Below are 12,627 nucleotides of genomic sequence, written 5' to 3' on the forward strand. Positions count from 1 at the left end.
AATTGCATCCATGTACGAGGGGTTCTGCAAAATGATATTTGATTTCTTTAAACGAAAGCGCATATCTTTGCAACAGCCGACAAGTTCTTCCCAACAAACCTCGGCTTCTTTTCCACTGCTCGCTTCATCAATTGATGAAACTCTCGACTTCCTTAATAATAAATTGGGTGAAAGCCCAGATTTCATTAACCGCAGCTTTCAGCTTGGCAATATCGCTATGCGCGCTGCGGTTATTTATATACACACTCTGACGAACGACAACGCCATTAATAAACTGATCCTCGAGCCGCTCATTCATGGCCATTTTGATTCAGGGGAAACCACCGGAAAGGCTAATCTGATCAGCCTGATCGAAGCCACATTGGTGCCGATAGGTCAGACAAAAATTATCAACACAACTAAGGCCTGTATAGAAGCTTTGTTGCAAGGTGACGCTGTCCTTCTGATTGACGGCTACCAAGAAGCACTGATCATGAAAACCGAGAGCTCGCCAATGAGAAGCATCGGTGAGCCGCTGAACGAGAACGAAATCAGAGGGCCTAGGGACTCTTTTGTCGAAAATCTTTCTATCAATATATCGTTGATCCGCAGCAAAGTACGCCATGAGCAATTGCAATTGGAATGGTATCAACTTGGAGAGAAAACTAATACAGCCGTTTGTTTGGCTTATATGGCTGATCTCGCGCCCACATCGCTTGTTGATGAAGTCAAAAAAAGAGTTGGGCGCATTATCATGGACGGAATACTGGAAAGCAGCTACATCGAGGAGTGGATTCAAGATCACCCAACCGGGCTGTTTCCGCAAATCGATTATACGGAAAGACCGGATCGCGCGGCAGCCATGTTACTTGAAGGACGAGTCATCCTTGTCGTCGATGGCACTCCTTTTGTCCTGATAGTACCTACCGTTTTTTTGCAGTTTTTCACAACCGCAGGCGACTACTATATGAATTTTTATTTTGCCACTGCTTTACGTTGGCTGCGATTTGTTGCCTTCATCACCTCTTTGGTAACTCCGCCACTGTACATTGCCATTACCACGATGCATCAAGAAATGCTTCCGACCCCGTTAGCTTTGCAAATCGCCGGAGCACGCTCCGACGTTCCTTTTCCTGCCATCGTGGAGGCCATATTAATGGAAGCCGCTTTTGAACTACTGCGGGAAGCAGGGATACGACTGCCTAAAGTCGCAGGTCAAGCTGTCAGCATCGTCGGAGCGTTAATTATTGGCGAAGCAGCAGTCGAAGCTGGGATCGTTTCTCCGATTATGGTCATCGTTGTTTCGTTAACAGGTATTTCTTCACTGGCGCTTCCGAGCTACAACCTCTCGTTGGTCGTCCGGTTACTTCGCTTTCCACTTATGATTTTGGCCTCAATCCTAGGAGTTCCTGGAATCACTGTTGCCCTTCTGTGCATTCTTACTTACATCGCTTCAATGAGTTCGTTCGGTTTGCCATACCTGTCTCCGCTATCACCTGCCGTCACAGTCGATTGGAAAGATACGCTATTGCGTATACCGCATCCATTCAAAAAAAACAAACATCGTTATAAATTAGAACCGCACAAAAGCGAGTTTGAGTCGGAGGATTCGATAGATGAGCCAAACCAATCATAAACCTGTTATTAGCGCAGCCCAAGTCGCTTGTCTGCTTCTTGCCAATCGAATTGCCACAATGGTCGTAATTTTGCCAACCATCAGCAGTTCGCGTGAAGGAGCGAAAGATGCCTGGATTGCTGCTGCGATCGTCGGGCTATGCGGATATGCCATCTACTGGATTCATATTTATTTGGCGCAGAGACATCCGGACATGACGCTTATTCAAATTTGTGTAACGCTTCTTGGAAAATGGGGAGGCGGGTTGATAGCTGCCGTTTTTTTAGCATTTTTTTTGCAAGTGTCGATCATCTTGATGAGAAGCTTTGCAGAAGTATTGAATACGGCTATCATGCCAGAAACGCCTGTGCCCGTGTTTATCATATATATTACGTTCGCGGCAGCTTTTTGCGTTCATCGCGGACTGGAAGGCATCGTCAGGGCAAATAGCATTACGTTGCTCCTGACAATCGCTTCACTAGCGTTCATTATCCTCTTAGTGACGAAAGAGGCTCATTTCAATGAATTGCGTCCGGTGCTGGAAGACGGCCTTGGTCCCATATGGATTAGAACTGTCGTTCCGATTGCATGGACGGGCGAAGTTATCCTTGTGTCCATGTTGTTTCCTTATGTAGCTGACAAAAACCGCGTATTGAAATACGCGTTATGGGCCAATACATCGTCAGCCGTGTTAATGATCGTACTGTCCGGAATGATCGTCAGTGTTTTCGGTGCGGATGAAACAATTAATTTGACACTTGCTGTTTTTTCGCTAACACGTATGATTTCCATCGCTCAATTTTTTGAAAGGATCGAAGCGATGGTCGTAGCTGTGTGGATCAGCTTGCTGCTCACAAAAATATCAATTTATTTATACGCGGGGGTAATGGGCGTAGGCCAATGGTTAGGATTAAAAACATATAAATTTTTGATTATACCAATGTCAGTACTCTCCATGATATTAGCCATAACTTCCTATGACAGACTGTCTGATTTTGTGTATAGCTTCTTACCCCATAATTTTGGCATATATGCAAATGTCATAGAAATCGTTCTACCCTTACTTTTAGTTGTGGTATCCATGATGCGAAAAGGGAAGAAAACGATATGAGTATACATCCCCGCCTAAGAAACGGACTACTTCTATTCGCCTTAGCAGTGTGTCTGACAGGCTGCTGGAACCGCAGAGAAATCGAAACGCTGGGTTTCGTTATCGCTGGAGGGATCGACACACACAAACAAGGTTATCTTCTCAGTTCACAGATCGTAAATACGAATAATATGGGCAAAAGCAAATCGGAAAGATTCCCGCCCTACAACGTATACACGTCTACGGGAGGAACGATATTCGAAGCAATTCGCGAATCTACCCACGTTTCCCCGAATCGTTTGTTTTGGGCTCACTCGAAAATACTGGTTATCAGTGAAAGCGTGGCCCGGAAAGGCATTTTGCCATCACTAGAATTTTTTGCTAGAGACGGTGAAGAAAGACGTAATGTCCTGCTGGCGATAACCCCGGGAAAGGCAGAGCAAATTCTTAAAGCAGATGTACGGTTAAAGAAAATTCCTGCGCTCGCGCTTTTGGAATTAATCGGAGTTACAAAATCCACTTCCACTTCACTTCCTTTACCGCTTAACGATTTTTTGCGGGTTTATAGAAGCAGTACAAGTACTCTTATGCCTACCGTTAGCGTTATAAAGGAAGACGGGAAGGATAAATTTGTTCTATCAGGAACGGCTGCATTCCTAGGGGACAAATTAACCACTTATTTCTCGCCGACTCAAACTCGCGGGGTATTGTGGGTGCTAGGAAGAGTAAAAAGTGCCATTCTCGTGGCTAAATGCCCAGGCACCGACGGGCTCAAAGCGAAGGATAAGCTCGCATTTGAAGTTTTTAAAGCGGACGCGAAAATCAAAGCCGAGCAACAACAAGGACGATTTGTAATGAAAGTAACCGTTAAAGAAGGTGCAAACCTGGCGGATGCCTCTTGCAGCAAGGACGAAGTAACGCCGAAGGGAGTAGCCGAGTTCGAGACCATCCAGAAAAAGAAGATTGAAGATGAAATTGCAGCAGCCATCGCCAAAGCCAAGGAAGCAAAAACGGATGTATTCGGATTCGGCGAGGAAATTCACCGTAATTTCCCTAAAGAATGGAAGGAAATATCCAATAATTGGGGTGAAGTATTTGCTAAACTAGATGTTGTTGTAACAGTTGAAACGAAAGTAACCGGCAATGCTTTACTGCGACGAATCGAGGGGGCGAAATAATGCTGCTAGCTGCCGTTATTGTATTGACACTGATAAATCTGAAAGATCTCCCTGGACTGCTGAAAAGAAAACGGAAAAAGGAGATGGCCATTCTCGTTCTTTTCACGATCAGCAATATCACATTAGGCGTTCTCATTGCCATGAATGTGAAGTTTACAACGCCGCAGCAGCTCATTAACGCCATGATGGACCGATTTTTCGGTCCATCAGCCCCAACGTGAAATTCTATCTGCGATGACAAGGGTTATTATGTTAAAATACGTTCATGATATGAATAAATCATAACGATCCGCATGCTTTATAGTTAAAAGCAATAAACATGTTACTTATCATTCACAATAGGAGTTGTACAATCATTGGAATTACGTCAACTACAATATGCGATTCAGATTGCGATTGAACGGAACTTTTCGCGAGCCGCAGAAAAACTTCATATCGCCCAGCCTTCACTTAGTCAGCAGTTGTCCAAGCTTGAGAAAGAGATCGGCGTTCTCCTGTTCCAGCGCAGCACAAACTCTGTTGAACTTACGCATGCAGGCTCTTTATTTGTCGAGAAATCACAAAAGATCTTAGACATGGTGGAGCAGCTCAAAAAAGAAATGGAAGACATCTCTCAAATGAAAAAAGGACGCCTTGTCGTCGGCAGCATGCCAATAACGGGATCGACCATTCTCCCTTTTGTAGTCCCTGTTTTTCAAAACGCTTATCCGGATATCGAAATTTCGCTCGTTGAAGAAACTTCAGCTAATTTGGAAACATTGACAATGAACGGACAAACTGATATTTCTCTCCTCTCCTTACCGATGCGGGAAGAATCGCTTATCTATGAAACACTATTGGAAGAAGAGATCGTCCTTGCTGTGCCCCCTCGTCATCCGTTGACTCAGGCCAAAGAACCGATCAGCATTTCGCAATTGGAAAAAGAAGCGTTCATCGCTTTAAAAAAAGGGCAAGGATTTCGAAAGCTTACGCTCGATCTCTGCCAAAACGCTGGAATCGTCCCTAATATCGTGTTCGAATCCAGCAACATGGAAACCGTCCAATCCCTTGTGGCAGCTGGGATGGGCATCGCATTCGTGCCTTATTTGATCTCTAAACGCAGCTACAGCGAGCTGTCTCCCGTTCATCTTGCCTTAGAAGGCAGACCGACCCGAACACTTGTTATCGCCTACCGCAAAGGCAGATACCTCTCCAAAGCAGCCGAGGCTTTCGTCAGCACGATGAAAGAGGTCATGCGAACAATTGGTTAACTCAACGCGTCTAAGGAGGAGCAATCTGTCATGAACAAAACGCAGCGATTGATCCAGCTTATGATGGCGGTTAATGAGCGCATGGCTTTCACGACAAAGGAGCTCGCCCAGGAATTCGGCGTCTCGGAGCGGACCATGCACCGCGATTTGCAGGAGCTCAGCGAGCTCGGGATGCCGCTGTATACGGAATTCGGCCCGCATGGCGGATACCGCTTGCTGAAGAAGCGAATGCTCCCTCCTATTCTATTTACGGAACAGGAGGCGGCAGCGATGTTCTTCGCCTTTCAATCGCTCCAGTATTATGGAGCGCTGCCTTTTGCAGCAGAATCGACTTCAGCGCTTGGTAAGTTCTATCACTATCTTCCGACGGATACCAAGAAAAGAATTGATGCTCTTAAGGACCGCGTGTCATTTTGGACACCTACCCGCACACATAGTTCTCCATACTTGGAGCAACTATTGGAGGCTTCGATCGATGGTCTCCCCCTTCACATCACTTATGCATCCAAAGATGGTGCAACGGAACGAACCATACAGCCCATCGGCATTTACGCATCGAATGGCTATTGGTATTTTCCATCCTACTGTTTTCAAAAAGATCGCATCCTGTTATTTCGCACAGATCGCTTGCAAAGCTTGAATCGCGCTGAGTCGGAACATCCTAGTAAAGACCTCAAGCACTATACAATTCTTGATTGGCTATCAGGTGGAGTTGACCAAAAGACAGATCCTTCCGAGCACATGAAACTCCGCGTCAAGCTTACACCGGGCGGAGTCAGAGCTTACGAGCGAAGCAGTGGCAGGGATGAGCATGTCACAATACATGCTGACGGGAGCGGTCAATTAGTAACTGAGATGCACCAAAGCAATTTACTATATTTTGCGAAGTTTTTCCTTGGCATGGGCGCAGATGCTGTTGTCGAAGAACCATCAGAAATGGTGGAATGGATTCGCGACCAGCTTCAGGGAATGCTTCGCGCGTATGGCGCCTCGGCAGATAGATAAATTCGAGCTATTTTGCGCGAGTATTATCCATGACAAGTATTGTCAAGGTAACGAGGTAAGCTATACGTGTAGATTAACTTGTTGAATGATATAGAGGAGGCTTAAAGGCTGACGAATAGTAAGCAGCTTCACGGTCAGATAGCACTTGTGACTGGATCTAGTCGAGGCGCTGGCAGAGGCATTGCTTTAGCGCTTGGCGAAGCAGGTGCCACCGTTTATGTAACGGGCCGCAGTACGAGGGCACAGTCGACTAGATCAGATCTTACAGGCACGATTGAAGATACAGCGGATGAATTAACCCGCACGCGGCGGCATCGAGCAGAAGCGCGGCACGGATATCGATGGCAGACGAATGCCTCCGTTTCGCGTCTAACTCTTGCTATTTCATAAACCATTTTTGAACAAAATTCGGCGGTTGGATGCGGCAGTTATGAAATGCTGCGATTTTCCAGCCGTCTTTTTCTTTTATCACCACATTCGTATTTATGGAATCTCGGTTTTTCGGAGCTTTTCTCTGCCATCTGAGCTTAATCGCTCCAACGCAGTGCACAACGGCCATGTCAGCCTGCAAAAATCGAATCTGGATTGAACCTCCCTCCGTCATCGAGGAGCCTCGTAAGACACCGTCAAATAGTTTCTGATGAACGTCCGCAATCTCCTGACGCCCTTTCAGATGTTGGCCATTGAACGTAACATAGTCGGCATCCACCGTAAAACATTGGCCAAATGCCTGCCCATTATGCTCATTCCAGGCCGCCTGCAGCGCATTAAACACACTGTAAATCTCTTGCTCATTCTGCGTTTTTAAATTCGCATCCATCACTTTCATCAGCTCTCATTCCTTTCGATAAACTTTCGCGCTACTCTTCTACTCCCCATTGTGTCAAACTTCGATGCTCCTGAAAATTGCCCGTAAGAATGAAAATTTCCCCGCCTGCAGACCGATTTCAAACCCTTTTTCTTATCAAAATTATACCATTTCCCCTAACCCTTCCATCATCAAAAGCATACAATATAATTAAATCTTATCGTTTCTCTAATTAATATTGATAAAGAGATACTAAATGCCTAGGAGGCGGAAACCATGATGTTAGTAAGAGCAATTGAGCAGGCATTCTGTAAATTGCATGAACCTTCATTAGAACAATTAAAATCAGCGCTTCAATCCCTAAACAGTTTATTCCATGAGGTGATTGATTATAAAACCGAACCCGTGAAACTCCCATATGGCCGTAATGTCATCTATAGCACAAAAGAGCTTGAAGTCATTATCATTCATATTCCCGCTTCTGCCGCTACAGCCATTCATAATCACGGAGCATCCGTAGGCGCTGCCTGTTTAGTTCAAGGCAATATCGTCAACTCTAAATTTCTTCTGGACGCAGAAAGTTATCCGGTTGTTCACCGTGATGATTTCATTAAAACAGGTGACTATTTTACGGCTCCGAAGGATCAAATCCATCAGCTTAGCAATCCGTTCCATGAGCCCGCTGTGTCCATTCATGTCTATAGTCCTCCGCTCTCTGGCGTTCATCGCTATCTGCCTTACACTGAAGTTCTCGATTACGTTATTTAATAAAAGAAGAGGCTGTCCCATCAGTCATGATAATGACGGAGGGATAGCCTCTCTTTATGTTTTTCGCCTGAACCACGCCTCAAATAAGGGAACGCCATTCCCTTATTTAGGATAAAACCGGCAGTTTAGGGCAGGAGTGGAACTACAAGGCCTTATTTCACTCAAATTGGCTAAATTCTCACCAACATTGGCGAAATAGCGGACTGCAGTTCCGGTTCTCCGCTTAAATCGCTGTCTTGAGCAAAATAGCGCCCCATAGTTCCCTCACCTTGAATGATGACTGGCTACATGGTTAATCAACCGTAGTGCACAGTCTCTTTGCATTAAAACTGTAGGGAATTCTCGATGAATGCTTTCAATTCAGAAATAGGCATCCGCGTTTGTTCCATTGTGTCACGGTCACGCACCGTTACTTGACCATCTGTCTCGGACTCGAAATCGTACGTGATACAGAATGGCGTACCGATTTCATCGTGACGACGATATCTCTTACCAATTGAACCTGTATCGTCATAATCAACCATGAAATGTTTCGCTAGATCTGCAAACACCGCTTGCGCGCCTTCATTCAACTTCTTGGAAAGCGGGAAAATAGCTGCTTTAATAGGAGCAAGCGCAGGGTGGAAGTGAAGCACGGTACGGCTGTCGTCACCTTCCAGCTTTTGCTCTTCGAATGCGTCAATCAAAAGCGCCAGCGTCACACGGTCTGCGCCAAGGGATGGCTCAATGCAGTAAGGCACATAACGCTCATTTGTTTCTTGATCGATATAGTTGAAATCTTCACCGGAATGCTCCATGTGCTGTTTCAAGTCGAAATCCGTACGATCCGCAATACCCCAAAGCTCGCCCCAACCGAACGGGAATTTGTATTCAATATCTGTCGTAGCATTACTGTAGTGAGATAGTTCATCCTCATTGTGGTCACGCAAACGAAGGTTTTCACCTTTAGCGCCTAAAGACAGCAGCCAGTTATGGCAGAAGCTTCTCCAGTACTCGAACCACTTCATATCCTCGCCTGGTTTGCAGAAGAATTCAAGCTCCATTTGTTCAAACTCACGTGTACGGAACGTAAAGTTACCTGGCGTGATTTCGTTACGGAAGCTTTTACCGACTTGACCGATACCGAATGGCAGCTTTTTACGCATAGTGCGCTGTACATTTTTAAAGTTAACAAAAATACCTTGAGCTGTTTCAGGACGCAGGTAAACGACGTTCGAACTTGCTTCTGTTACGCCTTGGAACGTTTTGAACATTAGATTGAACTGACGAATATCCGTGAAATCCTTGCTGCCGCAATCCGGGCAAACGATGTTATTCTCAACGATCAGCTTCATCATATCATCGAAAGTCATACCGTCTACGACGATTTCGATGTCTTTTTCAGCTAGTTTATTCTCAATCAGCTTATCCGCACGGTGGCGTGCTTTACAGTTTTTGCAATCGATCATTGGATCGTTGAAATTTCCAACGTGACCAGAAGCTACCCATGCCTGCGGGTTCATCAGAATAGCAGCGTCAAGACCCACGTTGTACGGGGATTCCTGTACGAATTTTTTCCACCAAGCACGCTTGATATTATTCTTCAACTCAACACCTAATGGACCGTAATCCCATGTGTTGGCCAAACCGCCGTAAATTTCGGAACCTGGGAAAACAAAACCTCTGTGCTTCGCTAACGCGACAACTTGATCCATAGTAACACTCATTGTTCATTCGCTCCTTCAGCTTATCATAATGGGGCTTAGCCCTAAGACGTCCGTTTGGATATGAGCACGCAAAAAAAGCTCCACATCCAAAGGCATCAAATCATGCCTAGGGACGAGAGCCTTACGCACCCGCGGTTCCACCCTAGTTGATACACCTGTATAAGCCATGTATCCCCTTTATCGTATCGGCTCCGGATAGCCTTTTCCTTGAGCTCCTGTCTGGGCTCTCACCGTCCCCAGCTCGCTGAACAAGAAGTTGTTCAAGTACTATTCATCCTTCACAGCCGCAATTGATCATTCAATTGGCTTTAGTTTACAGAAAAACCGACAAAAAATCAAATGCTTACTGCCTATTTCAAAAAAATTTAATACAAGTGCGGGCGGCGATCCTCAAAGACTGGGATTTTGGCCCTTACACGGACAACTTCCTCTAAATCGATTGTTGCATGTAAAATTGCTTCGCTTTCGTCGCCTTCCACAAGCACTTCACCCCAAGGGTCAATGACCATGGAATGTCCAAAGAAGTCCGTTGTGCCGCTCGTTCCTACGCGGTTGCAAGAAACGACGTACATTTGATTCTCAATCGCTCTAGCCATGAGCAGTGTACGCCAGTGATGCAAGCGCGGATGAGGCCACTCTGCAGGGACGAATAAGATTCTAGCGCCATCCAGCGCTAATTTGCGCGCCAGCTCCGGGAACCGAATATCGTAGCAAATCATAGCGCCAGCCGGAACGCCTTCGAGCTCAAATCGGCCAAGTTGGTCGCCGCTGTGCAGAAATTTTTCTTCGTCCATCAAACGGAATAAATGAATTTTGGAATACTCCGCAATTTCCATACCTTCACGATCGAACGCATATATCGTGTTCAGCACACGATCTTCTTTTTTATCGGCAATAGAGCCGCCAATAATATTCACATGGTTCGCTTTGGCAAAACCGCTCAAGAGCGCTTTAGTCCGCTCCCCTTTCACGTCTGCAAGCTCCTGAATCTCCGTTAAGGCATAGCCGGTATTCCACATCTCAGGAAAAACAATGACATCCGGTTTGGGATTGTTTTGTACGGCATCTTGGAGAAGCTTCTCCAATCGTGCAAAGTTCGTATCTGGCTCACCGATCGTGATATCCATTTGAATGAGTGCCAAGTGAAGCTGTTTGGATTCTGACATGCTGTAAATACTCCTTCCAGAGGGCAAAAATAGCCATTGATGTTATCCATCATAATCGAAAATCGGTTTGAACCCAAGTGCTGACTTAAGACGGCCTGAAAGCTTTGGATTGACCTCTTGCAATGCTGAGCGTCTTCCAACCTTGGCTGGCCAAGTGTTTGCTCAAGAAAACAATTTGTCCTACATGATAGCCGTAGTGAGAAACCTGGCGCTGGATGCCTTGAATGACAGTAAGCTCTTGTCCGCGAATGCAAACGATCCGAAGAACATCCTCAGGGGTTAGCGCGTACAGTGCATCAAACAGCACCTTCCACCCTTCTTCCCACAAAGAAATAAGCTCCTCCCGCGAGTAACGGCTGCTTTCAAATTCCTTATCGCGCTCTCGCGTGTCCTTTTCCCCGTCCGATGTTAGAAAATCGACCCAACGGGATAACATATTCCCATGCATGTGTTTGATCAACACTTCCAGAGAATTCGACTCTTCATCTAACGTTTGATAAAAATGCTCGTCCGCCGTTTGCGCAAATGCTTGATCCGCCAGTTTTTTCATACTCTCAAAAGCCCGAATCGACTCCTGCAAAAAAACTTGAGCAACTTGTGATTGGTCAGACATGGCTCTCATCACCTTCCACAGCTTTTGAACTAACTGTATGACAAGGCTAGACCATTGTAAAATCGATTTTTTTCATCACTATGAAAAAAAGACTAATCATGTTACATTTAGGTTATTAATTAAAATCCCGACCTCCGGAGTGTGAATTAAAGACGTGACTACGCTATCTACAAAAACAAATGCTTTTTCCATACAGCCTGCTGAACGTATGAAAGGTTTGCCTACCCAATTTTTTGCTACCCTCGTAGGTAAAGCGAATGAACAAATCGCGTTAGGACATGACGTAATCAATCTGGGACAAGGCAACCCTGATCGCCCTACACCCCCTCATATCGTAGCTTCGATGCAAGAAGCTGCAGCTAATCCTTTGTACCATAAATACCCGCCGTTCAGTGGTTTTCCGTTCTTGAAACAAGCTATTGCACAGCGTTACAAGGAAGATTACCAGGTTAATCTTGACCCGGATACCGAAGTTGCCATTCTTTTCGGCGGCAAAACAGGACTCATCGAGATTGCTCAGTGCTTGCTGAACCCAGGCGATGTTTGTCTTGTGCCTGACCCGGGCTACCCCGACTATTGGTCAGGTGTTGCATTAGCCGGTGCAGAGATGGCTTTCATGCCTTTAAGAGAAGAAAATAACTTTCTTCCGGACTACTCGGCATTAAAGCAATCCGACCTGGATCGTGCGAAGCTTATGTTCATCAACTATCCGAACAATCCGACTGGTGCCACAGCACCCGTTTCTTTCTATGAAGAAACAGTTCAATTCGCGCAGCGCAACGGCGTGGTCGTAGCAAGTGATTTCGCTTACGGCGCTATAGGTTTCGACGGAGAGAAGCCGATCAGCTTCTTACAAACGCCTGGCGCCAAAGAAGTTGGCATTGAGTTTTATACACTCTCCAAGACGTATAACATGGCTGGCTGGCGCGTAGGCTTTGCGCTTGGCAACAGGGAGGTCATCCGCCTCATCAACTTAATGCAGGATCATTACTACTGTTCCTTGTTCGGAGGCATTCAAGCAGCGGCAGCAACGGCGCTTACCGCTTCGCAAGATTGCGTCAGCGAGCTGCGGGATGTATATGAGAGCCGTCGTAATACCTTATACTCCGCTCTCGCGGACATTGGCTGGAATGCCCGTCCTTCCCAAGGGTCCTTCTTCTCCTGGCTGCCTGTTCCGAAGGGACACACGTCGCAAAGCCTTGCTGATCTGCTTCTTCAGGAAGCAAAGGTTGTCGTCGCGCCAGGCATTGGGTTTGGTACACATGGCGAGGGTTATGTACGTCTCGGTCTCTTATCTTCGGAAGAAAGATTAGCAGAAGCTGTACAGCGCATTGGGAAGCTGAATCTATTCAGCTAATCAAAAAATAGAGGCTTATGCTTCTTTACAAACGCTCGTACCCCGTGCTATTCTATATAGAACCAAAAAGGAAGTCTTCCAAAACTTCTATA

12 protein-coding genes and 1 pseudogene are annotated in these 12,627 nt (G+C 45.9%); 9 read left to right on the forward strand and 4 right to left on the reverse strand.

Going from position 1 to position 12,627, the window contains the following annotated elements; translation table 11 throughout:
• Positions 1-31 precede the first annotated feature (31 nt).
• From AC58UW_RS12225 to AC58UW_RS12255, 7 genes and pseudogenes are all read left to right on the forward strand, one after another.
• Complete coding sequence (locus AC58UW_RS12225) at positions 32-1,615, forward strand: spore germination protein (RefSeq protein ID WP_497420933.1); 1,584 nt, start codon at positions 32-34, stop codon at positions 1,613-1,615.
• The gene (locus AC58UW_RS12230) at positions 1,596-2,705 is read left to right on the forward strand and encodes a GerAB/ArcD/ProY family transporter (protein WP_497420934.1); all 1,110 of its coding nucleotides are present in this window, start codon (positions 1,596-1,598) and stop codon (positions 2,703-2,705) included. Before AC58UW_RS12225 ends, AC58UW_RS12230 begins: the two co-directional genes overlap by 20 nt.
• The gene (locus tag AC58UW_RS12235) at positions 2,702-3,862 is read left to right on the forward strand and encodes a Ger(x)C family spore germination protein (RefSeq protein WP_497420935.1); all 1,161 of its coding nucleotides are present in this window, start codon (positions 2,702-2,704) and stop codon (positions 3,860-3,862) included. The genes AC58UW_RS12230 and AC58UW_RS12235 overlap by 4 nt, the downstream gene beginning before the upstream one ends.
• Positions 3,862-4,083 (forward strand): hypothetical protein, encoded by a 222-nt coding sequence (locus AC58UW_RS12240; RefSeq protein WP_497420936.1) that lies wholly within the window; start codon positions 3,862-3,864, stop codon positions 4,081-4,083. Before AC58UW_RS12235 ends, AC58UW_RS12240 begins: the two co-directional genes overlap by 1 nt.
• 135 nt (positions 4,084-4,218) lie before the next feature.
• Positions 4,219-5,112: a LysR family transcriptional regulator gene (locus tag AC58UW_RS12245; protein ID WP_497420937.1), complete on the forward strand. Its 894-nt coding sequence runs from the start codon at positions 4,219-4,221 to the stop codon at positions 5,110-5,112.
• Positions 5,113-5,142: 30 nt separating this feature from the next.
• On the forward strand, positions 5,143-6,117 hold the full coding sequence (locus AC58UW_RS12250; protein WP_497420938.1) for a helix-turn-helix transcriptional regulator: 975 nt from the start codon (positions 5,143-5,145) through the stop codon (positions 6,115-6,117).
• A 108-nt stretch (positions 6,118-6,225) separates the two neighbouring features.
• Positions 6,226-6,420: pseudogene (locus AC58UW_RS12255) on the forward strand (hypothetical protein); the annotation flags it as partial.
• 76 nt (positions 6,421-6,496) lie between these two features.
• On the opposite strand, the gene AC58UW_RS12260 reads toward AC58UW_RS12255, so the two are convergent.
• Positions 6,497-6,946, reverse strand: coding sequence for an SgcJ/EcaC family oxidoreductase (locus tag AC58UW_RS12260; RefSeq protein WP_497420939.1), 450 nt, complete (start codon positions 6,944-6,946; stop codon positions 6,497-6,499).
• 255 nt (positions 6,947-7,201) lie between these two features.
• Here AC58UW_RS12260 and AC58UW_RS12265 point away from each other — a divergent pair, with 255 nt between their 5' ends.
• Positions 7,202-7,693 (forward strand): cysteine dioxygenase, encoded by a 492-nt coding sequence (locus AC58UW_RS12265; protein ID WP_497420940.1) that lies wholly within the window; start codon positions 7,202-7,204, stop codon positions 7,691-7,693.
• 323 nt (positions 7,694-8,016) lie between these two features.
• Here AC58UW_RS12265 and AC58UW_RS12270 read toward each other — a convergent pair whose 3' ends face one another.
• The 3 genes from AC58UW_RS12270 to AC58UW_RS12280 form a co-directional block, all read right to left on the reverse strand.
• Entirely contained in the window at positions 8,017-9,399 is a 1,383-nt protein-coding gene (locus AC58UW_RS12270; protein WP_145655236.1) for a glycine--tRNA ligase, read from the reverse strand.
• A gap of 365 nt (positions 9,400-9,764) precedes the next feature.
• Positions 9,765-10,565 carry a carbon-nitrogen family hydrolase gene (locus tag AC58UW_RS12275; protein ID WP_497420941.1) on the reverse strand — a complete coding sequence of 267 codons (801 nt, stop codon included), beginning with the start codon at positions 10,563-10,565 and terminating at the stop codon, positions 9,765-9,767.
• An 85-nt stretch (positions 10,566-10,650) separates the two neighbouring features.
• The gene (locus AC58UW_RS12280; RefSeq protein WP_497420942.1) at positions 10,651-11,178 is read right to left on the reverse strand and encodes a DUF1572 family protein; all 528 of its coding nucleotides are present in this window, start codon (positions 11,176-11,178) and stop codon (positions 10,651-10,653) included.
• A gap of 154 nt (positions 11,179-11,332) precedes the next feature.
• On the opposite strand from AC58UW_RS12280, the gene AC58UW_RS12285 reads away from it, so the two are divergent.
• Positions 11,333-12,535, forward strand: coding sequence for a pyridoxal phosphate-dependent aminotransferase (locus AC58UW_RS12285; protein WP_497420943.1), 1,203 nt, complete (start codon positions 11,333-11,335; stop codon positions 12,533-12,535).
• Positions 12,536-12,627 lie beyond the last annotated feature (92 nt).

Source organism: Paenibacillus sp. J22R160 (assembly GCF_059692135.1).

What these genes read in the sequence shown, in the direction of transcription:
- AC58UW_RS12225 (WP_497420933.1), top strand. Translation starts at nt 32, where the DNA reads ATGATATTTGATTTCTTTAAACGAAAGCGCATATCTTTGCAACAGCCG.
- AC58UW_RS12230 (WP_497420934.1), top strand. Translation starts at nt 1,596, where the DNA reads ATGAGCCAAACCAATCATAAACCTGTTATTAGCGCAGCCCAAGTCGCT.
- AC58UW_RS12235 (WP_497420935.1), top strand. Translation starts at nt 2,702, where the DNA reads ATGAGTATACATCCCCGCCTAAGAAACGGACTACTTCTATTCGCCTTA.
- AC58UW_RS12240 (WP_497420936.1), top strand. Translation starts at nt 3,862, where the DNA reads ATGCTGCTAGCTGCCGTTATTGTATTGACACTGATAAATCTGAAAGAT.
- AC58UW_RS12250 (WP_497420938.1), top strand. Translation starts at nt 5,143, where the DNA reads ATGAACAAAACGCAGCGATTGATCCAGCTTATGATGGCGGTTAATGAG.
- AC58UW_RS12260 (WP_497420939.1), bottom strand. Translation starts at nt 6,946, where the DNA reads ATGAAAGTGATGGATGCGAATTTAAAAACGCAGAATGAGCAAGAGATT.
- AC58UW_RS12265 (WP_497420940.1), top strand. Translation starts at nt 7,202, where the DNA reads ATGATGTTAGTAAGAGCAATTGAGCAGGCATTCTGTAAATTGCATGAA.
- AC58UW_RS12270 (WP_145655236.1), bottom strand. Translation starts at nt 9,399, where the DNA reads ATGAGTGTTACTATGGATCAAGTTGTCGCGTTAGCGAAGCACAGAGGT.
- AC58UW_RS12275 (WP_497420941.1), bottom strand. Translation starts at nt 10,565, where the DNA reads ATGTCAGAATCCAAACAGCTTCACTTGGCACTCATTCAAATGGATATC.
- AC58UW_RS12280 (WP_497420942.1), bottom strand. Translation starts at nt 11,178, where the DNA reads ATGTCTGACCAATCACAAGTTGCTCAAGTTTTTTTGCAGGAGTCGATT.